Here is a 20,591-nt window from a genome sequence, read left to right on the forward strand (position 1 = left end):
ATGCCGGCGTTAGCAAAGCGTGAAGGCAGGCCCATTGCGCCGACCCATTGACGGCCCGTCGGGCGCGGTGTCATCTGCATCCCGTCCCCGAGGAGCGCCCATGTCCCAGTCCCGCCTCTTCACCCCGATCCTGATCGGCGGGTGCCTGATCCTGCTGATCAACTTCGCCCTGCGCGCCAGCTTCGGCGTGTTCCAGATCCCCGTGGCCGACACCTTCGGCTGGCCTCGGGCCGAGTTCAGCCTTGCCATCGCCATCCAGAACCTCGCCTGGGGCTTCGGCCAGCCGCTGTTCGGCGCCTTGGCGGAACGCTGGGGCGACCGGTGGGCCATCATCCTGGGCGCGGCGCTTTATTCGCTGGGGCTGCTGATGACGGCCGTCGCCACCACGCCCGAGGCGATGCAGTTGTGGGAGATCGCGGTGGGCTTCGGCATCGCGGGCACGGGCTTCGGGGTAGTGCTGGCGGTGATCGGCCGCGCCAGCAGCGACGAGAACCGCAGCCTTGCGCTGGGGATCGCCACGGCCGCGGGCTCGGCGGGTCAGGTCGTGGGGGCGCCCCTGGCGCAGGGGCTGCTGGCGTTCCTGCCCTGGCAGCAGGTCTTCATGGTCTTTGCCGTCCTGATCCTAGCGGTTCTGCTGTTCCTGCCGATGCTGGGCAACACCAAGCCCGCGCCGCGGCATGAGCTTGAGGAAAGCATGGGGGCCGTGCTGCGCCGCGCCTTCACCGACCCGAGCTACCTGATGATCTTCGCGGGCTTCTTTTCCTGCGGCTACCAGCTCGGCTTCATCACCGCGCATTTCCCGGCCATGATCACCGAGATGTGCGGCCCCATCGCGCCTGACGGCGGCCTTGCGGCGCTGGGGATCACCACGACCTCGGCGCTCGGGGCGGTCGCGATCTCGCTGATCGGGCTGGCCAACATCGCGGGCTCGATCCTGTCGGGCTGGCTGGGGAAGAAATACACCCGCAAGTACCTGCTGGCCGGGATCTATACCCTGCGGACGGTGATTTCGGCCTGGTTCATCCTGACGCCGATCACGCCCGCGACGGTGGTGGTCTTCTCGCTGTCCATGGGCGCGCTGTGGCTGGCCACCGTGCCGCTGACCTCGGGGCTGGTCGCCCATATCTACGGGCTGCGCTACATGGGGACGCTGTATGGCTTCGTCTTCCTGTCCCACCAGATCGGGTCCTTCCTGGGCGTCTGGCTGGGCGGGCGGCTGTATGACGTTTACGGCGACTACACGATGGTGTGGTGGGTCGGCGTGGGCGTGGGCGCCTTCTCGGCCCTGATCCACCTGCCGGTGCGCGAGGCGCCTTCCCGCAGCCTTGCCGCCACGCCGGCCTGAGGCAAGGTTTGCCCCAGCCGCAGGTCACGGTGCTGATGGCGCTTTACCAGGGCGCGCGCCACCTGCGCCCGCAACTGGAGAGCATTGCCGACCAGACCGCCGACTGGAGGCTGGTGGTCGGCGACGACGGCTCGAGTGATGCAGGGCCGCACATTGTGCAGGAGTTCGCCCGCGAACGGTCGGGGCGCGTCGAGCTGCGCGCCGGGCCGCGCCGAGGGGCTGCGGCCAATTTCATGGCGCTGCTGGCTGGTCTGCCCGAGGCGCCGGGCTATGTGGCGCTGGCCGACCAGGACGACGTCTGGCACGCGGACAAGCTGTCGCGCGCGCTGTCCGCCCTGGAATCCTGCGGCGATCAACCGGCGCTCTATTGCAGCCGGGTCCAGATCTGCGACGAAGCCCTGCGGCCCCTAGGCCTTTCGCGCCTGCCGGTCCGCCCCCCCTCGTTCCGGCACGCGCTGGTGCAGAACCTCGTGCAGGGGAACACGGCCGTCCTGAACCCTGCCGCCGCCACGCTGGCCCGCGGGGGGGCGCAGGGCGCGGGAAAGGTCGTGATGCACGACTGGTGGCTCTACCAATTGGTGAGCGGCGCCGGGGGGCGGGTGATCCACGATCCCTGGCCCTCGTTGCTTTACCGCCAGCATGGCGCGAATGTCGTGGGCGCGAATGACGGCGCGGGCGCGCGGCTGGCAAGCGTGAAGCGGATGCTCACGGGCCGCCACCGGGACTGGAGCCGCGCGAACCTGCGCGAGATGCAGCGCCTGCGCGACCGGCTAACGCCCGAGAACTGCCGCTTGCTGGACGATTTTGCAGCGCTGAACGGCCCCGACGCGCTGGCACGGCTGCAGGCGCTGCGGCGCGGGCGCTTCTACCGGCAGGGGCACCTGTCGCAGGCCGCGCTGTGGCTGGCCGCCGCGCTGGGGCGGGTCTGACCTTGCAACCGCCCGCCCGCTGTCCCAGCCTCGCGCCGTCCCGCCCGGAGTTTTCATGAGCCTGTTCCTGCACCCCGGCCTGGTTGCCCTGACACTGGGCTATGTCCTCAGCCAGTTCTACCGCGCCTTCCTGGCAGTGCTGAGCTCGACCCTGCAGGCTGAACTGGGGGCGAGCGCGGGCGATCTCGCCATCTCGTCGGGGATGTGGTTCATCAGTTTCGCGGCGGTGCAGGTTCCCGTGGGCTGGGCGCTGGACAACATCGGGCCGAAGCGGACCGCGGCGGTCCTGCTGGCCCTTGGCGGAGGCGGCGGCGCCGCGATCTTCGCGTTGGCCACGCAGGTCTGGCACCTGCATCTGGCGATGGCGCTGATCGGGATCGGCTGCGCGCCCGCGCTGATGGCGGCCTACTACATCCTCGCGCATGAGTTTCCGCCGGCCGTCTTCGCGGGCATGACGGGGCTGGTGGTGGGCTTCGGCTCGCTGGGGGACATCCTCGGCACCGCGCCGTTGGTCGCGCTGATCCACTCGGCGGGATGGCGGAACGCGCTGTGGCTGCTGACAGGCGCCACGCTGCTTGTCGCGGGCCTGCAGATGTGGCTGGTGCGCGACCCGGCTCATGCGGCGGGCGCGCCGCGCGGGCGGATCGCGGACGTGCTGCGGCTGCGCGTGCTGTGGCTGATGCTGCCGCTGATCGCCGGAAGCTATGCCGTCTCGGCCGCGATCCGGGGGCTGTGGGCCGCGCCCTACCTGCGCGACGTCTTCGGCGCGGGCGACGCGGCGATCGGCAAGGCCACGATGGTCATGGGCATCGCCATGGTGGCGGGCAACCTTCTGGCGGGGCGCTTCGTCTGGCTGTGCCGCTCGGCCCGCCGTGCGGCGGCGGCGGGGCATGTGCTGGCGATAGGCGCCTTGGCGGGGCTGTGCCTGCTGCCCGCGTTATCGCTGGGGCTGTCGGTCGCGCTGCTGGCGGCACTGGGGATGTGCGGGACCAACTATGCGCTGCTGATGGCCCATGCGCGCGGGCTTCTGCCGGTGCATCTGGTCGGGCGCGGCGTGACCTTCCTCAACATGATCTCGGTCGGCGGGGTCGGGGTGATGCAGTTCGCCTCGCGCCCCGTCCACCACGCAACCGACGCGCTGTTCGCGCCGGCGCAATCCTATGCGCTGCTGTTCCTGTTCTTCCTGGTGCCGGTGGTTATCGGCATGGTCATTTACCTCAGAACGCCCGAGGCCGCCGATGCCTGACGCGAAACAGATCGAGGTCGTGGCCCCGAACCTCAAGCGCCGGTTGTCCGGGGTGACGGCGACGGTGGTGCGGCTGATCCCCGTGCAGGCGCGGATGATCGGGATCGTGGCGACCGGGCCGGGGCTGCCGCCGAACCTGCCGCATATCTCCCTGATCCGCGCCGCGACCCTGCCGCGCCACCGCTGGCGGGTCTGGCACGCGCGGCGGAACACGGAAATGGCACTGGGGCTGATCCTGCGGCACCTGTTGCGCCGCCGCTATCAGCTTTTGTTCACCAGCGCGGCGCAGCGGCGGCACACGGGCTTCACCCGCTGGCTGGTCCGAAGGCAGGACGCGCTGATCGCCACCTCGCCCCAGGCAGCAAGCTACCTGGAACGGCCGGCGGCGGTGATCCTGCACGGTGTGGACACGCAAGTCTTTCATCCTGCCGGGAACCGGTCGGCCCTGCGGCGCGAGTTGGGGCTGGACCCGGACGCGCTGCTGGTCGGCTGCTTCGGCCGGGTGCGGGCGCAGAAGGGCGTGGACCTGCTGGCCGAGGCCGCGCTGCGCGTCTTCCCTCGCCACCCTCGGGCGCAGCTTGTCTTCAGCGGGCGCATCACGGCGGATAACCGCACCTTTGCGGAGGGGCTGATGGCAAAGGCGAAGGCGGCAGGTCTGGGGGACCGCATCCGCTTCCTGGGCGAAATCCCTTGGGGCGAGGTCGTGCGGCTTTACCGCGCGCTCGACCTGTTTGCAGCCCCCGCCCGGTGGGAGGGCTTCGGGCTGACCCCGCTCGAGGCGATGGCCAGCGGCGTTCCCGTCGTTGCCGCCCGCGTGGGCGCCTACGAGACGCTGATCCGCGATGGCGAAACCGGCACACTGGTCCCGCGCGAGGATGTGGATGCGCTCGCCACAGCCCTCGACCGCTGGCTGTCCGACGACGCGGGCCGCGAGGCCGCAGGCCGCGCCGCCCGCGCCCATGTCGAGGAAAACCACGCCATCGAGTCGGAGGCCCGCGCAATCGTCGCCGTCTATCGCCGCCTGCTGGATCAGGTGCGATGAACCGGCTGGGCTTTCACATTGCCCGGGCGCTGCGGAACGAGGCCGCCATTGCCTCTCTTTCCGTGCCACAGGCCGAACTGCTGACCGCCGCCGCAGGCAAGCAGGTCGCGCTGGTCGGCAACGCCCGCGCGCTGTCGGATCAGCGGCATGGCGCCGCCATCGACGCGGCCGATCTGGTGGTGCGGATCAACCGCGCGCCCATGACCTCGGCCGAAAGCCATGGGACGCGCACCGACTGGCTGGCGCTGGCCGTCCGGCTGCCCCTGACCGACCGCAAGAGGCTGGACCCACGGCGCATTCTGTGGATGTCGCCCAAGCGCAAGCGGCTGGACTGGACGACCGCGCGCAGCCCCGGCTTCTACCTGCATCCCTTGAACGACTATCACGCGCTTGCCCAAGTCTTGGGCGCGCCGCCCAGCACGGGGATCATGGCGATCGAGCTTCTGCTGCGCGCACCCCTTGCCGCGCTGACCCTCTACGGCTTCGACTTCTTCGCCTCGCAATCGCTGTCGGGCTCGCGCAGCGCGGCGCAGGTGCCCCATGATTTCGCGGCCGAAGCCGCCTGGGTCCGCGCCGGGGCGGACCCGCGGCTGCGGATCAGCTGAGGCCCTGCCGCTCGTCCCAGATCTCGGTCAGCGAGCGGTTGCCGATCCGCATCAGCCGCGCCAGCGTGGCCGACAGGCCGATTCCATCGCGCCGTTCCGCGCAGGCGGCCACATCGACGGCGACACCGGCCAGCGAGGTCAGCCCCACCTGCCAGGCCAGCCGCGACAGCATCTCGGCCCGCGTCGTCAGCCCGGCCATGTCGCCCGCCATCGCGGCCTGCCGCGCATCCGCCAGCGCCTGTGCCAGCTGTTCCAGCGCCACGCAGATCACGTCATTGGCCGCCGTCTCGCCCAGTTCGTCCACGATCTCGCTCAGGCGCCGCGCATCGACATGCACGGGCTCCTTCACGGCCAGAACCATCAGGTTCCCCATCACCTTGCCCCATTCATTGTCTCACCCCGTGTCCCCACACGCAGGGCGAAGATTGCAGAAGGCCGGCTAAGAAATCCTTGAGTGGCGGCGCAGAAAACGCTCGAAGTTTAGGGATCGGGGGACTATCCAGTTGGCCGAGATCCGAGCCGAGGCCCTCATGACCGTCACACGTCCACTGCCCAACTATCTCGTCCAGCGTTATCATGGCTGGCGCGCCACGTCGTTCGCGGAAAACCACGTCTGGTACCGACGACTGGCCGATGACGGGCAGAGGCCGCGCGCCATGGTGATCTCGTGCTGCGACTCGCGCGTGCATGTCACCTCGATCTTCGGGGCTGACAGCGGCGAGTTCTTCATCCATCGCAACATCGCCAACCTCGTGCCGCCCTATGCCCCCGACGGCGAGCAGCACGGCACCTCGGCCGCGGTGGAATACGCGGTCCGCAGCCTGCGGGTGGCGCATCTGATCGTCATGGGCCACAGCCGCTGCGGCGGCGTGGCGGGCTGCCACGCCATGTGCTCGGGACAGGCGCCCGAACTCGAGGACAAGACGAGCTTCGTCGGGCGCTGGATGGACATCCTGCGCCCCGGCTACGAGCGCGTCACCGACCTGCCCGCAGAGGAACAGGTTCCCGCGCTGGAGAAGATGGCCATCCGGGTGTCGCTGGACAACCTGATGACTTTCCCCTTCGTGGCCAGCGCCGTCCAGGCGGGTGAGCTGTCGCTGCACGGACTGTGGCACGACATCCGCGACGGCGAGCTGATGATGCTAACCGAGGACGACCGCTTCGTTCCGGTCTGACAAACCAAAAACGGCGCCCTTCGGGGCGCCGTTTCATTTCTTCCCTGCGGGAAGGCGTCAGGCGGCGCCCAGGCCTTCGGTCGAAGCGAAGAACATCGCCTGGGACACGGCCGAGCGTACCTGTTCTTCCGAATAGGGCTTCGAGATCAGGAAGGCCGGCTCGGGCCGGTCGCCGGTCAGCAGCCGTTCCGGGAAGGCGGTGATGAAGATCACCGGGATGTCGCCGAGCGAGCCCAGAAGCTCGTTCACTGCGTCGATGCCGGACGAACCGTCGGCCAGCTGGATGTCGGCCAGGATCAGGTCGGGCCGGCGGTTGCCGGCCAGTTCCACTGCGGCGGTGTGGGTGCGGGCCACGCCCGTGACCTCGTGGCCCATCGCCTGCACGATGCCCTTCAGGTCCATGGCGATGATCGTCTCGTCCTCGATGATCATCACCCGGCCGCGGATCGCCCGGCCCATCTCGTTCAGGGCGATCTGGACCAGTTCCTCGGCTTCTTCCTGATCGATCTGCATGATCTGGGCAATCTGGTCGTAGCGAAGCTCCTCGATCGTGCGCAGCAGCAGCGCTTCGCGCGAGTTCGCGGTCAGCCCGCGCAGGTGCGACTGGGCAACAGCCTCGCGCGAGGTCTGGTCGTCGCTGGCCACAGGCTGGCCCGAGCTTTGCCAGATGGCATGGAAGGTGCGGAACAGGCCGATGCGGGTGTCGTCGCCGTTCATCAGGCTGCGGTCGCTGAGAATCGCCTCGAGCGTGGCGGCGGCATAGTTGTCTCCCGCCGTCTGGCTGCCGGTCAGGGCACGCGCATAGCGGCGCAGATAGGGCAGCTCGCGGCCGATGGATTGGGCAAGATCAGCAGCGGACATGGCGAAACCTCAAATTTATCCCCATCGGGAACCTTGACGTCCTGTAGCGGTTAGGCAACGTGCGCACAAGATTTCCGGGACCAACAAATACATGAACACGAGGCGGGAAGAACGAAAACGCGCCGCCCTTGAAAAGCAGATCGATGAGAATCTGCGGCGCGTCTATGAACAGGAAACGCAACAGGAAGTGCCTGATCGCTTTCTGACCCTTCTCGAGCGCCTGCGCGAGCAGGAGTGATGCGGATGGCAAAAGCGGCCGACAGCAAGGCCCAGTCCGGTCCCGATCCCCGCAACGAGCTGGTGGATCACCTTCCCGCGCTCAGGGCCTTTGCCCTGTCGCTGACCCGCGAAAGCGCGTCGGCCGACGACCTCGTGCAGGACACGATCGTCAAGGCATGGACCAACATCGAGAAGTTCCAGGCCGGCACCAACCTGCGCGCCTGGCTGTTCACGATCCTGCGCAACACCTTCTATTCCGCGCGCCGCAAGACCCGGCGCGAGGTCAGCGATACCGACGGCATCCATGCCGCCCGCCAGGCCACCCGCCCCGAACATGACGGGCGGCTGGCGATGAACGACTTCAAGGTCGCCTTCGAGCAACTGCCGGACGAACAGCGCGAGGCGCTGATCCTTGTGGGCGGCTCGGGCTTTTCCTATGAAGAGGCCGCCAGCATGACGGGCGTGGCCGTCGGCACCGTCAAGTCGCGGGCCAACCGCGGCCGGCGCCGTCTGGCCGAGCTGCTGCAGATGGCCGAAGGCGAGGAACTGGACATGACCGATCGCGCAACGCTGGCCGTCATGGCGGTGAACCAGCCCGTTTCCCGCTGAAGGGAAACGGGATGCTGGGAAAAGGCGCGTCCTTCACCCGGACACTCGGGTTCCGGCTGGGGATGCTGCTCAGCATTGCGATCCTGCCGATCGGCATGATCTCGATCCTGCAGACCATGCACCTGTCGCGGGAAGCGGAACGCTCGTCCGAGATCGCGATCCAGGGGCGGACCGCGGCCGCTGCGGCAGGCGAGCGGGCGCTGCTGCAGGGCGCGATCGGGACGGCCGATGCCCTGGGCAGCTCGGTGCTGGCGCTGCTGGGCGACCCGGCCGCCTGTTCCGAGATGATGCGCGACTTCGTCCAGCGGAGCGCGACCTTTGTTTATGCTGGCTTCACCAACATCGAGGGGCGCAACACCTGCTCGTCGGGCGACCGGGTAATCGACCTGACCGGCTCGCCCCATTACCAGGCCTTCATGCAGAACCCCGGGACGCTGATCACGGCCAGCATGTCGGGGGCCGTGTCGCGGCAGTCGGTGGTCATCGTCTCGCAGCCGCTTTACCGCGACCAGGAACTGCTGGGCTATGTGGCGGTGTCGCTGTCCCATGACCTGCTGCTGTCCACCCATGCCACCGCCTACTGGACCGATGGCGCGCGGATCGTCACCTTCAACAGCGCGGGCCAGGCACTGGTCGGGGATTTCGGCAACGGCAGCGATCCGGCCTCGATCCTGCCACAGGGCATGACGCTGAATTCGCTGATCCCCCTGACCGACACCACCTTCCGCGCCACCTCGAACTCGGGCGAGCAGCGGGTCTTTTCCGTGGTCGCCGTGGTCCCCGACCTTGTCTATGCCATGGGCAGCTGGAGCCCGCAGCTGACCGGGATCGCCGGACTGAACGTGTCGCGCTTTGCCGCGGTTCTGTTTCCCGTGGCGCTCTGGATCGTGTCGCTGGCGGTTGCCTATTTCGCCGTCTATCGCCTGGTGCTGCGCCATGTGCGCGAGTTGCGCGGGCAGATGCGGCGTTTTGCGCTTGGCAACCGCGACGCCCCGCCGCCGATCCTTGAAAGCGCGCCGGGCGAGATCCGGGACGTCAGCGAAACCTTTCACAACATGGCGCGCATCGTCATCCGCGACGAAGCCGCGCTGGAAGAAGCCGTGGCCGAGAAGACGGTCCTGCTGAAAGAGGTCCACCACCGGGTCAAGAACAACCTCCAGCTGATCGCCTCGATCATCAACATGCAAAGCCGGGTGATCGACGACACCGACGCCAAGAGGGTGCTGCGATCAGTGCAGGACCGGGTGGCCTCGCTCGCGACGATCTACAAGAATCTCTACCAGGCCGAGCATCTGGAGTCGGTCGAGGCCGACCGGCTGATCCGCGACATCATCGGCCAGATGTCCACGGCCTCGGTGGTGAACGACCAGTCGATCCAGATCGACACGCAGCTTGACCCCCTGGTGCTGTTGCCCGATCAGGCGGTGCCGCTGACGCTGCTGACCACCGAAGCCTTCACCAACGCGCTGAAATATGCCGGAAAGCCGCCAGGGGCCGAACGGGCCTGGGTCCGGGTGCAACTGCACCGCGACGAGGAAGGCTGCGCGGTGATGACGATCGAGAACTCCCTCGGCAGGCCGCTCAACGAGCTGGAAGGAACCGGCCTCGGCAGCCAGCTGATCGAGGCCTTTGCCCTGCAGCTTGATACCGAGACCGAGGTGACAACCGAGGGCAACATCTTCCGCCTGCACCTGCGTTTTCGCCCCGACATGCAGCACAGCCTGCGCGAACCGGAACCCCGCCGGGTGGTGCTGACCTCGGCCGCGCGCGAAGGCTCGCGGCACTAGGCAGCGCGCTCGGACGCCGCTTTCTTGCGTTCCTCGGTCATCTTGCGCGCCAGCGCACGTGCCTTGCGCGCCTGCACCAGCCGCTTGTGGCGATCCATTTCAACATTGATGAGCGCGCCCATCATCACCGAGAATCCCGCCAGGTAAAACCACATCAGCAGCGCCACGACCGCCCCGATCGAGCCGTAGATGCGGTTGTAGCTGTCGAAGCGCGCCAGATAGATCGAAAACGCTACCGAGGCCGCGGCCCAGGCCAGGGCCGCAAACAGCGCACCCCATGTGAAAAGGCGGGTGCGCGGGGTCTTCACGTTCGGGCCATAGCGGTAAAGGATGCCGATCCCGATGATCACGATGAAGAACATCGCGGCCCAGGGCACGACGCCGATCAGCCAGCTGCGCAGCGGTCCGGGGTCCATGAAGTTGAAGGCCAGGGGCACGATGACGATGGTGGCAAGTCCCAGGATCACCACGCCCACGATGGCCAGCGTCAGCGCATAGGCCAGAACGAAGCCGACGATGGTCGAATGCGAGCGCACGCCATAGGCCGCGTTCAGCCCCCGTACCAGCGCATCCACCCCGGCGCGTGCCGCGACCGTGGCGATCACGAAGGAAATGGCCGAGGCCCAGCCCAGTTGCGTCCGCCCGCCCGAGGTCAGGGCGTCGATCTGGGCATGAAGGATCTCGGCAGCCTGACCGGGCACGAACTCATCGACGTAACGGTCGTATTCCTGAATGATTGCCGGGTCGAACCACAGACCCCACAGGGCGATCAGGGCGGCAAGGCCGGGAAAGACCGCGAACATGGCATAAAAGGCCACGCCCGCGGCGATCAGGCCCATGTGGATCTTGTCCATCCGCTCGAAGATGGCGGCGATGAAGCCCCAGGATTCGCGCAGGTAGTTGATCATGCGGGGCGCCCCGGCACGCCGTGCCCGTCAACTCGCCGGGACATGGCGCTGCCACAGGGCCTTTGCGCCCATACGGGCGACAAAGGCGGCATGGGCCTCGCGCTCGGCGGCAGTGATCCGGGGCGGCAGCGGCGCAGGCCGGGCCGCGCGCGGGCGGTTCTGGCTAGTGACGGAGGGGCCTTCGGCGGTGCGAACAGGCTCGGCCACCAGCACGAGGTCTGGCTGACGGCCGCCGATCAGCTCCAGGTAGACCTCGGCCAGAAGCTCGCTGTCGAGAAGCGCGCCGTGCAGCGTCCGGTTCGAGTTGTCGATCCCCCAGCGCCGGCAGAGCGCATCCAGCGAGACAGGCGCACCCGGAAACTTCTGGCGCGCCATCGCCACCGTGTCGAGCGCGCGCGCCATGGGCATCGTCGGGTGGCCCGCGCGTCGCAGTTCCGCGTTCAGGAACTTCATGTCGAAAGCGGCATTGTGGATGACCAGACGGGCCTCGCCGATGAAGTCGATGAAGTCCGAGGCGATCTCGGCAAAGCGCGGCTTGTCGGACAGGAACTCGGTCGAAAGCCCATGAACCGCGAAGGCATCGGCCGGCATGTCGCGTTCGGGGTTGATGTAGACGTGGAAATGACGGCCCGTGGGCAGGTGGTTCATCAACTCGACCGCGCCGATCTCGACGATGCGGTCGCCGGTGTCGGGGTCGAAGCCGGTGGTTTCGGTGTCGAGGACGATCTCACGCATGGGTCTTGGTCTTTCGCTCGGCGATCTCGGCCAGAATGGCGTCCACGGCCGCTTCCGCCTCGGCCAGGGTAGCGGTGGGGATGATCCATGTCGCGCGAGCGCGGCGGTCGGCATCGCTGGTCTGGCGCGACAGGATCAGGGACAGGGTGCCTTTGTCCATGCCGGGACGGGCGAGGACGCGGGCATGCTGGATTTCGGGCGGGGCGGACACGACGGCAATGCCGTCCATATAGGCGTCGGCTCCCGTTTCGAACAGAAGCGGAATGTCCAGCAGGACCACGGGCGCCTTGGCATGATCTGCAAGAAAGGCTGCGCGGTCGGCGGCGACCAGCGGGTGGACGACGGCCTCAAGCTGGCCCAGCCGGCCGGGAGCCTCGGCCAGCAGGCGCTTCAGCACGCCGCGATCAATGCCCTCCGGGCCCAAGGCCGAGGGAAAAAGCGCCGCCACCGGTGCGACGGCCGCGCCGCCCCTGGCATAAAGCTTGTGGACGGCGGCGTCGGCATCCCAGACCGGGACGCCCCGGCGCGCGAACATCGCAGCCGTCGTGGTCTTGCCCATGCCGATGCCCCCGGTCAGGCCGAGCTTGAAGCTCATCCCAGCACCGCCGCGCGCAAGGCCTCATCGACTTCGGGGCGGACGCCGAACCAGCGCTCGAACCCCGGTGCGGCCTGGTGGAGCAGCATGCCGAGGCCGTCCACCGTGGCGCAGCCGCGCGCCCGCGCCGCGCGCAGGAAATCGGTGTCGAGCGGAGTGTAGACCAGGTCGGTCACCAGCGCTCCGGGTGACAGAGCATCCAGGGGCAGGTCCAGCGGCGGTCCGCCCTTCATCCCCATCGAGGTCGAATTGACGACCGTGGTCGCGCCTTCCAGCATCTCGTCGAGCCGCGACCAGTCATGCACGGTAACGCGTGCGCCGAAATCCTCGCGGATCCGCTCGGCACGGGAGCGGGTGCGATTGGCGATGCGAAGTTCCGGCACGCCCCGCTCCAGCAGCGCCGCAACGACGGCGCGCGCGGCGCCCCCGGCCCCGATCACCACAGCGGGGCCAGAGGAGGGGCGCCAGTCGGGTGCCTGCTGCATCAGATTGGCGATGAAGCCGTGGCCGTCGGTATTGTCGGCATGGATCGTGCCATCGGGGCGGAAGGTCAGGGTGTTGGCCGCCCCGATCAGCGCCGCGCGGTCGGTCACGACATCCGCAAGCGCCAGGACAGATTCCTTGTGGGGGATCGTCACGTTGACGCCGACGAAGCCCGCGCGAGGCAGAGCATGCAGCACCTGGGCCAGATGCTCGGGCCGGACGGCCAAGGGAACATAGTGGCCTGCCACACCGTGGCGCTGAAGCCAGTGTCCGTGCAGCACGGGTGAGCGCGAATGCGCCACCGGCCAACCCATCACCCCGGCAAGGGGTACCTGCGCCCCCGGGCTGGTCTGCCCTTCCACCACTTTCGACGCTGCGCTGTCATCCATTCCGCACCCTCGCCGCCAAGTCCCCTTTGTCTAGCGCGCAGCGGATTTGAGGGAAAGCGCAGCGTCAGGAGCCCGGCCTGTGGATAACTGCACGGCAAAATGCAGGTCAGGCAGGGGGCGGGCTGCGGGGACAAGTTCAGGCCGCATGAGGGCTGGGGATGGATGCCTGAGACAAAAAGAGAACACGACATCTCTGTCCACAAGGAGACAACTCTCCCCGATCAATCCACCGCCTGTGGATTAACAGAGTTATCCACAGGCCGATCTTGAGGATCAAGAAACTGATCTTCCTTATTTTTCTTGTGAGTCGTCGTTGCGGCTCCACAGGGTTTTCCCACAGGAAGATTCTCGGGGATTGAATCGGGCGACTCAGCAGTCTTCCGATGTCCACAGGCCCTACGACTCCATCTACCCTTCTTCTCTTTCCTTTTTTAAAGATAAGGCAGTGAAGAGAGGTCCAATGATCACCGACTGGCTTGCGAGCGTTTACCCGTGGACCAAGGCGTTCCACGTCATGGCGGTGATCTCGTGGATGGCAGGGCTGTTCTACCTGCCGAGGCTGTTCGTCTATCATGCCGAACGCGGCACGGCGGCGGGCGAGCCGCGCGACAGCCTGCAGATCATGGAATACAAGCTGCTGCGCGTGATCATGGGGCCCGCCTCGATCGCAACCTGGATCGCGGGACTGGCGCTGGTCTTCACGCCCGGCATTGTCGACTGGACGATGGTCTGGCCTTGGACCAAGGCGGCAGCGGTGATCGGCATGACGGTGTTTCATCACTGGCTGATGATCGAGCGGAAGAAGCTTGCCCGTGGCGAAGGATCGACCGGGCGGCGCTACCGGATGATGAATGAGGTTCCGACCCTGCTGATGGTCGTGATCGTGCTGTCGGTGATCGTGAAGTTCTGAAGGTTTGACTCAGGGGCGCTTCCACCCTAAGTGACTCGGCGCGTCCCGTCCGGGGCGAATCTTTCCGACATGAGAACTGCCGCAGCGCCCCGATGGGCAGGTCCGGCGCATGGTGACATGATGACCGAAGAACGTCTCAACCTGGCCGACCTGAAGGCCAAGAGCCCCGCCGACCTGCTGTCGATCGCCGAGGAATGGGAGATCGAGAACGCCTCGACCATGCGCAAAGGCGAGATGATGTTCTCGCTGCTGAAGGAGCATGCCGAGGAAGGCTTCGAGATCGGTGGCGACGGCGTGCTGGAGGTCGTCCAGGACGGCTTCGGCTTCCTGCGCTCGCCCGAGGCGAACTACCTGCCCGGCCCCGATGACATCTATGTCAGCCCCGACATGATCCGCCAGCACAGCCTGCGGACCGGCGACACGGTCGAGGGCGTGATCCGCGCGCCGGGCGAGAACGAGCGCTATTTCGCGCTGACCAAGGTCGAGAAGATCAACTTCGAGAACCCGGAAAAGGCGCGTCACAAGGTAGCCTTCGACAACCTGACCCCGCTTTATCCCAATGAGCGGCTGAAGATGGAGCTGGACGATCCCACTCTGAAGGATCGTTCCGCCCGGATCATCGATCTGGTGGCGCCGATCGGGAAAGGCCAGCGCTCGCTGATCGTGGCGCCGCCGCGGACCGGCAAGACGGTGCTGCTGCAGAACATCGCGCACTCGATCGAGAAGAACCATCCCGAGTGCTACCTGATCGTGCTGCTGATCGACGAGCGGCCCGAGGAAGTGACCGACATGCAGCGTTCCGTGAAGGGCGAGGTGATTTCCTCGACCTTCGATGAGCCGGCGACGCGGCACGTGGCTGTCAGCGAGATGGTGATCGAGAAAGCCAAGCGGCTGGTCGAGCACAAGCGCGACGTGGTGATCCTGCTCGACTCGATCACGCGCCTGGGACGCGCCTTCAACACAGTTGTGCCCTCGTCCGGCAAGGTGCTGACGGGTGGTGTCGACGCGAATGCGCTGCAGCGGCCGAAGCGCTTTTTCGGTGCTGCCCGGAACATCGAGGAAGGCGGTTCACTGACGATCATCGCCACGGCGCTGATCGATACCGGATCGCGGATGGATGAGGTGATCTTCGAGGAATTCAAGGGCACCGGTAACAGCGAAATCGTGCTGGATCGGAAGGTCGCCGACAAGCGCGTCTTCCCGGCCATGGACATTCTCAAGTCCGGGACGCGGAAAGAGGAATTGCTTGTGGATCAGAAAGACCTGCAGAAGACCTATCTGCTGCGACGCATCCTGAACCCGATGGGCACGACGGATGCGATCGAGTTCCTGATTTCCAAGCTGAAGCAGACCAAGAAGAACGCCGACTTCTTCGAATCGATGAACGCCTGAGCATGGGATGGACACGATCTATGCCGAAGCGACGCCTCCTGGGCGAGGCGGGGTCTCTGTTGTCCGCCTGAGCGGGCCGGAGGCGCGTGTCATCGGCGAGGCGATTGCCGGGCCTCTGCCAGAGGCACGTAGGGCCGAGTTGCGCTTGCTGAAGGACAGCGAGTTGATCGACCGTGGACTGGTGATCCGCTTCGATGAAGGTGCCAGTTTCACCCGGGAGCCGGTGGTCGAATTTCACCTTCACGGTGCTCCTGTCATCGTTCGGCGGCTTGAGGCAGCTTTGCGAAATCGAGGAGCCCGCCTTGCCGAGGCAGGCGAGTTCACGCGGCGCGCATTGCTGAATGGCAGTCTGGCGCTCAGCGAGGTCGAAGCGCTGTCCGATCTGTTGTCTGCCGAGAGCGAGGCTCAGCGGCAGCAGGCGATGAAGATCGTTTCTGGCGAACTGACACGCTGGACGGGGATGCTGCGGGACCGCTTGATCCGGGCAGGTGCGCTGATCGAAGCTTCGCTGGACTTTGCCGACGAGGAGGTTCCTGAAGAGGTGCCTGCGGAGGTGTTCGAACTGCTCGCCCAAGTGCGGCGGGACATCAAGGTTGCAATCGCCGGCTATCCTGCTGCCGAGCGGCTGCGCGCGGGTTTCGAGGTGGCGATTGTCGGACCGCCGAATGCGGGCAAGTCCTCGCTGCTGAACCGTATCGCGCAGCGTGAGTTGGCCTTGGTGAGCGAGGTCGCCGGAACTACGCGGGACGTGATCGAACTCCACACGGAACTTGGAGGGCTGGCCGTTACCTTCCTGGATACGGCGGGCTTGCGCGAAACCTCGGACATGGTTGAAGGCATGGGTGTGGAGCGCGCACTGGCGCGGGCAACTGCGGCTGATATGAGGATTCATCTTTCTGAAGATGGAAAACCTGTGTCTGATCTGTATCGGGACGGGGACCTTGTCCTGCAGACCAAGGCTGACTTGGGCGGCGCAGGGATTTCCGCAGCGACTGGCGCCGGCGTCCGGGAAATGTTGGATGAGATCAGGATCCATTTGGCGGGACAAGTTGCCGGGGCGGGCTTGGTGACCCGCCAGCGACAGGCTCATGCTCTTGCGGATGCTGCGGCTATTCTGGACGTTAGCCCGGATCAGCCTGCAGAACTGCTAGCTGAGGCAGTCCGGTCAGCATCCTATCGGGTGGGCGAGGTGGTTGGACGCATCGCACCCGATGATTACCTTGACGAGATCTTCTCCAGATTCTGCATCGGCAAGTAGGTGCTTCACGTGAAACATTATGATGTACTGGTCGTAGGTGCAGGTCACGCTGGTCTGGAAGCTGCGGCGGCTGCCGCGCGGATAGGAGTCAGTGTTGCACTTATCACCATGCGGTTGGACGATGCGGGAACGATGTCCTGCAATCCGGCCATTGGAGGCTTGGGAAAAGGCCACCTTGTCCGCGAAGTTGATGCACTTGATGGCGTAATGGGTCGGCTTGCAGATGCGGCGGGCATTCAGTTCCGACTGCTCAACCGGCGCAAGGGACCGGCAGTCCAGGGCCCGCGCATGCAAGCTGACCGGAGCCTGTATCGTGCTGCTGCTGCAGCATGTCTCTCACAGTTCGACGGAATTGAGATCCTGCTGGGAGAGGTTTGTTCTCTCGTGATCGAGGATCAGCAGATCCGAGGAGTTGTTCTTGCAGATGGTTCGCAGGTGGCCTGCAACTCAGCAGTTATCGCGGCGGGGACGTTTCTGAACGGATTGATCCATGTTGGAGACAGCGTGCGCCCTGCCGGGCGGTGGGGAAATGATCAGGCAGCCAATCTTTCGGTGAGCTTGCTAGCCTTGGGCCTTCCTCTTGGGCGGTTGAAGACAGGAACACCTCCTCGGCTGGCGCGAAACTCGATCGATTGGGACAGCCTTCCTCAGCAGCCAGGCGATGAGGAACCAACCTTCCTGTCCTTCATGAGCGAAGAGCTGATCGCTCCCCAAGTCTCTTGTGCGATCACACAGACCAACACCAAAACGCACGAGATCATCCGTAGTAATCTTGATCGTTCTGCAATGTATGGAGGCCATATCAGCGGAGTCGGGCCACGCTATTGTCCGTCCATCGAGGACAAGGTGGTGCGTTTCTCAGATAAGGACTCCCACCAGATCTTTCTTGAACCCGAGGGGATCGACAGCGATCTTGTCTACCCTAACGGGATCTCGACCTCGATGCCGCTGGATGTGCAGCACGACTATGTCCGCTCCATCCGCGGGTTGGAGGAGGCGGAGATCGTCCAACCGGGTTATGCCGTCGAATATGACTATATCGACCCCCAAGCACTCCGCCCTACTCTGGAGACCAGGAACGTAAAGGGCCTCTATCTTGCAGGCCAGATCAACGGAACCACGGGTTATGAGGAAGCGGCTGCACAAGGCTTGGTGGCAGGCCTCAACGCAGCTCTTGCGTCCCAAGGTCGCCCTCCTGCGATCTTCAGCCGGACAGAAAGCTATATTGGCGTCATGATCGATGACCTGATTACCCGCGGGGTCACCGAGCCATACCGCATGTTCACCTCACGTGCCGAGTTCCGGTTGTCGCTGAGGATCGACAATGCCGACCGGCGTCTTACCCCGTGGGGAGTCGAGATAGGCCTCGTGGGGGCAGACCGAGCGCACCGGTTCAGTGACAAGCTGCAGCGATTCACATCGCTGAAGAAGAAAGCCGAAGAGACGGTTTTTACCCCAAGGCAGCTCGAGACAGATGGCATCGCGGTCAGGCAAGATGGACGGCGGCGTTCGGCATTCGACCTTCTGGGTCAGGCTGATCTGGAGATGGAGAAGGTTTCTTCTTTCCTCCCTACCGAGTTGACGGACGACCGTGCTATGCTGAGCCTGGTTCGAAATGATGCTTTGTACGCGCAGTTCACGGATCGGCAGCAGCGTGATGCGGCCGACCTTCGTCGCCATGAGCACTGGTCCATTCCGGACGAGATCGACTACTCCGACGTGAAAGGCCTATCCCGGGAACTTCAGAACAAGCTTTCTGCTCTTCGCCCTGCGAATCTCGCCCAGGCTGCTGCAATGGAAGGCATGACACCTGCAGCTCTGACTTTGTTGATCGCGACCTTGCGCAACGCACAGGATGCCGTGGCGTGAGTGCTTCACGTGAAGCAGATCTCGCGAAACTTGCCGCGCTGATCCGCAAATGGAATCCTGCCGTCAATCTTGTTGCTCCATCTACCCTGAGCGATCTGGAAGAGCGGCATATCCGCGACAGTCTTCAACTGGCCAATCTCGCAGACAGACCCTCTGGTCTCTGGCTGGACATTGGAAGTGGAGGAGGGTTGCCAGGGCTTGTCCTCGCCATCTGCCGTCGCGATTGCGAGATCAGGCTGATCGACTCTGACCGCCGGAAGGTCGCCTTCCTGCAGGCTGCCATTCGCGAACTTGCCCTAGAAAAGTGCACTGCCGTTGCATCACGTATCGAGGATCTTCCCCCCGCCTCAGCTGACAACCTGAGCGCCCGTGCACTTGCTCCCTTGGTGCGCCTCATGCCATATCTCGCCCGGCATCTTGCACAGAACGGGACGGCTTGGCTCATGAAAGGACGCAACTGGCAGGCAGAACTTGAAACTGCCCGCGAGACCTGGAGGTTTGATGTTGTCGTGCATCCCAGCGCGACTGACCCAGCCTCGGCGATCCTTGCCATCCGCGATGTCCACCATGGTTGAACGCCTGATTATTGCAGTTGCTAACCAGAAGGGTGGCGTTGGAAAGACTACCACGGCCATCAATCTGGGTGCGGCCTTGGCCGAACAGGGGCTGTCGGTCACCATCATTGACCTTGACCCGCAGGGTAACGCCTCGACTGGTCTCGGCATCGATGCCGAGAAGCGGGAGATGACAAGCTACGATTTCCTGATCGGCGAATGCGATTGGGATGCGGCGCGGCGGCAAACTGCTCTGCCAAATCTGGCGGTCATCCCTGCAACAGCCGATCTGGCTTCGGCAGAGCTCGACATTGCCTCTCGCCCGCGCCGCACTCAGTTACTTGCCGATGCACTCGGCTCGGCAGAGGGTGTGGTGCTGATTGATTGTCCGCCTGCCCTTGGTCTCCTGACCCTGAACGCGATGGTGGCGGCAGATGGGGTGATCGTCCCGCTTCAGGCGGAATTCTATGCGCTCGAGGGCTTGTCCCAGCTCATGCTGACCATTCGAGAGGTCCGGGCCTCGGCCAATCCCCAGTTGCGGATTGAAGGTGTCCTGCTGACCATGGCAGACTCCCGCAACAACCTTTCGCAGCAAGTCGAGGCGGATGCGCGCAAGACGCTGGGTCCGCTGGTATTCAGGACCGTGGTGCCGCGCAATGTCCGCGTGTCCGAGTCCCCCTCCTATGCCCTTCCGGTGATCCATTACGATCCCGCCTCCAAGGGCAGCGCCGCCTACCGGGCGCTGGCGCAGGAACTTCTTGCAAAGGGCATCGACAGGAGAAAGGCCGCAAATGGCTGATCTGAAACCCCGCAAGGGCGGTCTGGGCCGCGGTCTTTCGGCTCTCATGGCAGACGTGGAACTCGCCCCCAGCGCAGCGGCGCCCAGTTCCGGCCGGGCTCCGCTTGTGGTTCCTGTCGAGCAGCTCATTCCCAACCCAGATCAGCCCCGGCGCCAGTTCGAGCCCGAGGCGTTGGCCGAGCTTGCGGCCTCCATCCGCAACCGGGGCGTCTTGCAGCCCTTGATTGTGCGTCCCCACCCGACCGAGCCCGATCTTTACCAGATCGTCGCCGGAGAGCGCCGCTGGCGGGCCTCGCAGATCGCCCAGTTGCACGAACTTCCCGTCCTTGTGCGCGAACTCAGTGATAGCGAGGTGCTAGAGGTCGCGCTGATCGAGAATATCCAGCGTGCCAACCTCAATCCGATCGAGGAAGCCGCATCCTTCCGGCAACTGATGGACCGTTTCGGTCACACGCAGGAAAAGCTGGCCGAAGCCCTCGACAAGAGCCGCAGCCACATCTCCAACTCGCTGCGCCTCCTGAACCTGCCTGATCAGGTCCAAGGCTTCGTACGTGAAGGCAAGATCAGCGCGGGCCATGCACGGGCGCTGATCACCGCGCCCGACCCTGTTGCCATGGCCCGCAAGGTCATCGACCGCAATCTTTCCGTCCGTGAAACAGAGGCGCTGGCGCGTCAACAGACCGAGCGGCCTGAACCGGTTGCCCGTGTCCGTGCTGAAAAGGATGCTGACACCCGCGCGCTCGAATCGGATCTTTCGGCTCATCTCAAGATGCGCGTCAGGATCGAACATGCGGGTCAGGACGGCGGGCGCTTGACGGTTACATACCGTGATCTCGACCAGCTGGACCGCCTCTGCCAGCTTCTCGGCGCCGGTCTTTAAG

Annotated in this window: 22 protein-coding genes; 16 read left to right on the forward strand and 6 right to left on the reverse strand. The window is 65.3% G+C overall.

Features of this window, described 5'->3' with window-relative positions:
* The first annotated feature begins 100 nt into the window (after window positions 1-100).
* Genes ACFFII_RS02830 through ACFFII_RS02850 form a run of 5 tightly spaced genes read left to right on the forward strand, consistent with a single transcriptional unit; the run spans window position 101 to window position 5,167 of the window.
* Window positions 101-1,345: an MFS transporter gene (locus tag ACFFII_RS02830; protein ID WP_377697384.1), complete on the forward strand. Its 1,245-nt coding sequence runs from the start codon at window positions 101-103 to the stop codon at window positions 1,343-1,345.
* Window positions 1,346-1,353: 8 nt separating this feature from the next.
* Window positions 1,354-2,274 (forward strand): glycosyltransferase family 2 protein, encoded by a 921-nt coding sequence (locus ACFFII_RS02835; RefSeq protein ID WP_377697385.1) that lies wholly within the window; start codon window positions 1,354-1,356, stop codon window positions 2,272-2,274.
* A gap of 55 nt (window positions 2,275-2,329) precedes the next feature.
* Window positions 2,330-3,520 (forward strand): MFS transporter, encoded by a 1,191-nt coding sequence (locus ACFFII_RS02840; RefSeq protein ID WP_377697386.1) that lies wholly within the window; start codon window positions 2,330-2,332, stop codon window positions 3,518-3,520.
* Window positions 3,513-4,562 carry a glycosyltransferase family 4 protein gene (locus tag ACFFII_RS02845; protein WP_377697387.1) on the forward strand — a complete coding sequence of 350 codons (1,050 nt, stop codon included), beginning with the start codon at window positions 3,513-3,515 and terminating at the stop codon, window positions 4,560-4,562. Before ACFFII_RS02840 ends, ACFFII_RS02845 begins: the two co-directional genes overlap by 8 nt.
* Window positions 4,559-5,167 carry a glycosyltransferase family 29 protein gene (locus ACFFII_RS02850; protein ID WP_377697388.1) on the forward strand — a complete coding sequence of 203 codons (609 nt, stop codon included), beginning with the start codon at window positions 4,559-4,561 and terminating at the stop codon, window positions 5,165-5,167. Before ACFFII_RS02845 ends, ACFFII_RS02850 begins: the two co-directional genes overlap by 4 nt.
* On the opposite strand, the gene ACFFII_RS02855 is transcribed toward ACFFII_RS02850, so the two are convergent.
* Complete coding sequence (locus ACFFII_RS02855) at window positions 5,160-5,540, reverse strand: hypothetical protein (protein WP_377697390.1); 381 nt, start codon at window positions 5,538-5,540, stop codon at window positions 5,160-5,162. The two genes, ACFFII_RS02850 and ACFFII_RS02855, sit on opposite strands and share 8 nt — an antisense overlap.
* Before the next feature lie 157 nt (window positions 5,541-5,697).
* Here ACFFII_RS02855 and ACFFII_RS02860 point away from each other — a divergent pair, with 157 nt between their 5' ends.
* Window positions 5,698-6,342 carry a carbonic anhydrase gene (locus ACFFII_RS02860; protein ID WP_377697391.1) on the forward strand — a complete coding sequence of 215 codons (645 nt, stop codon included), beginning with the start codon at window positions 5,698-5,700 and terminating at the stop codon, window positions 6,340-6,342.
* A gap of 57 nt (window positions 6,343-6,399) precedes the next feature.
* On the opposite strand, the gene ACFFII_RS02865 is transcribed toward ACFFII_RS02860, so the two are convergent.
* Complete coding sequence (locus tag ACFFII_RS02865; protein ID WP_090756458.1) at window positions 6,400-7,203, reverse strand: response regulator; 804 nt, start codon at window positions 7,201-7,203, stop codon at window positions 6,400-6,402.
* 91 nt (window positions 7,204-7,294) lie between these two features.
* Here ACFFII_RS02865 and ACFFII_RS02870 point away from each other — a divergent pair, with 91 nt between their 5' ends.
* The 3 genes from ACFFII_RS02870 to ACFFII_RS02880 are packed head-to-tail and all read left to right on the forward strand — an operon-like array spanning window position 7,295 to window position 9,818.
* On the forward strand, window positions 7,295-7,441 hold the full coding sequence (locus tag ACFFII_RS02870; protein WP_090756456.1) for a NepR family anti-sigma factor: 147 nt from the start codon (window positions 7,295-7,297) through the stop codon (window positions 7,439-7,441).
* Between the two features lie 5 nt (window positions 7,442-7,446).
* A complete protein-coding gene (locus tag ACFFII_RS02875; RefSeq protein ID WP_175558859.1) occupies window positions 7,447-8,031 on the forward strand; it encodes an RNA polymerase sigma factor in 585 nt (194 codons plus the stop codon).
* 11 nt (window positions 8,032-8,042) lie between these two features.
* Window positions 8,043-9,818 carry a histidine kinase dimerization/phosphoacceptor domain -containing protein gene (locus tag ACFFII_RS02880; protein ID WP_377697393.1) on the forward strand — a complete coding sequence of 592 codons (1,776 nt, stop codon included), beginning with the start codon at window positions 8,043-8,045 and terminating at the stop codon, window positions 9,816-9,818.
* Here ACFFII_RS02880 and ACFFII_RS02885 read toward each other — a convergent pair.
* The 4 genes from ACFFII_RS02885 to ACFFII_RS02900 are packed head-to-tail and all read right to left on the reverse strand — an operon-like array spanning window position 9,815 to window position 12,928.
* Complete coding sequence (locus ACFFII_RS02885; RefSeq protein ID WP_377697394.1) at window positions 9,815-10,726, reverse strand: YihY/virulence factor BrkB family protein; 912 nt, start codon at window positions 10,724-10,726, stop codon at window positions 9,815-9,817. The genes ACFFII_RS02880 and ACFFII_RS02885 overlap by 4 nt on opposite strands.
* A gap of 27 nt (window positions 10,727-10,753) precedes the next feature.
* On the reverse strand, window positions 10,754-11,461 hold the full coding sequence (gene dnaQ, locus ACFFII_RS02890) for a DNA polymerase III subunit epsilon (RefSeq protein ID WP_377697395.1): 708 nt from the start codon (window positions 11,459-11,461) through the stop codon (window positions 10,754-10,756).
* Window positions 11,454-12,056 carry a dephospho-CoA kinase gene (coaE, locus tag ACFFII_RS02895; RefSeq protein ID WP_377697397.1) on the reverse strand — a complete coding sequence of 201 codons (603 nt, stop codon included), beginning with the start codon at window positions 12,054-12,056 and terminating at the stop codon, window positions 11,454-11,456. The genes dnaQ and coaE overlap by 8 nt, the downstream gene beginning before the upstream one ends.
* Window positions 12,053-12,928 carry a shikimate dehydrogenase gene (locus tag ACFFII_RS02900; RefSeq protein ID WP_377697399.1) on the reverse strand — a complete coding sequence of 292 codons (876 nt, stop codon included), beginning with the start codon at window positions 12,926-12,928 and terminating at the stop codon, window positions 12,053-12,055. Before ACFFII_RS02900 ends, coaE begins: the two co-directional genes overlap by 4 nt.
* A gap of 463 nt (window positions 12,929-13,391) precedes the next feature.
* Between ACFFII_RS02900 and ACFFII_RS02905 the strand changes: the two genes are divergently transcribed.
* The 7 genes from ACFFII_RS02905 to ACFFII_RS02935 all read left to right on the forward strand — a co-directional run bounded on the left by ACFFII_RS02905 (window position 13,392) and on the right by ACFFII_RS02935 (window position 20,590).
* Complete coding sequence (locus tag ACFFII_RS02905; RefSeq protein ID WP_377697512.1) at window positions 13,392-13,838, forward strand: CopD family protein; 447 nt, start codon at window positions 13,392-13,394, stop codon at window positions 13,836-13,838.
* A 120-nt stretch (window positions 13,839-13,958) separates the two neighbouring features.
* Complete coding sequence (gene rho / locus ACFFII_RS02910; RefSeq protein WP_377697400.1) at window positions 13,959-15,230, forward strand: transcription termination factor Rho; 1,272 nt, start codon at window positions 13,959-13,961, stop codon at window positions 15,228-15,230.
* Between the two features lie 7 nt (window positions 15,231-15,237).
* The gene (gene mnmE, locus ACFFII_RS02915) at window positions 15,238-16,488 is read left to right on the forward strand and encodes a tRNA uridine-5-carboxymethylaminomethyl(34) synthesis GTPase MnmE (RefSeq protein WP_377697401.1); all 1,251 of its coding nucleotides are present in this window, start codon (window positions 15,238-15,240) and stop codon (window positions 16,486-16,488) included.
* A complete protein-coding gene (gene mnmG / locus ACFFII_RS02920; RefSeq protein ID WP_377697402.1) occupies window positions 16,489-18,357 on the forward strand; it encodes a tRNA uridine-5-carboxymethylaminomethyl(34) synthesis enzyme MnmG in 1,869 nt (622 codons plus the stop codon). It begins immediately after the preceding gene.
* Window positions 18,354-18,932 carry a 16S rRNA (guanine(527)-N(7))-methyltransferase RsmG gene (gene rsmG, locus ACFFII_RS02925; RefSeq protein WP_377697404.1) on the forward strand — a complete coding sequence of 193 codons (579 nt, stop codon included), beginning with the start codon at window positions 18,354-18,356 and terminating at the stop codon, window positions 18,930-18,932. Before mnmG ends, rsmG begins: the two co-directional genes overlap by 4 nt.
* Window positions 18,925-19,710: a ParA family protein gene (locus ACFFII_RS02930; protein WP_377697513.1), complete on the forward strand. Its 786-nt coding sequence runs from the start codon at window positions 18,925-18,927 to the stop codon at window positions 19,708-19,710. Before rsmG ends, ACFFII_RS02930 begins: the two co-directional genes overlap by 8 nt.
* Complete coding sequence (locus ACFFII_RS02935; RefSeq protein ID WP_377697405.1) at window positions 19,703-20,590, forward strand: ParB/RepB/Spo0J family partition protein; 888 nt, start codon at window positions 19,703-19,705, stop codon at window positions 20,588-20,590. The genes ACFFII_RS02930 and ACFFII_RS02935 overlap by 8 nt, the downstream gene beginning before the upstream one ends.
* The last annotated feature ends 1 nt before the right edge of the window (window position 20,591 follow it).

Origin of the sequence: Paracoccus niistensis, assembly GCF_042432925.1 — a bacterium.
GTDB classification, from domain to species: Bacteria; Pseudomonadota; Alphaproteobacteria; order Rhodobacterales; family Rhodobacteraceae; genus Paracoccus; species Paracoccus niistensis.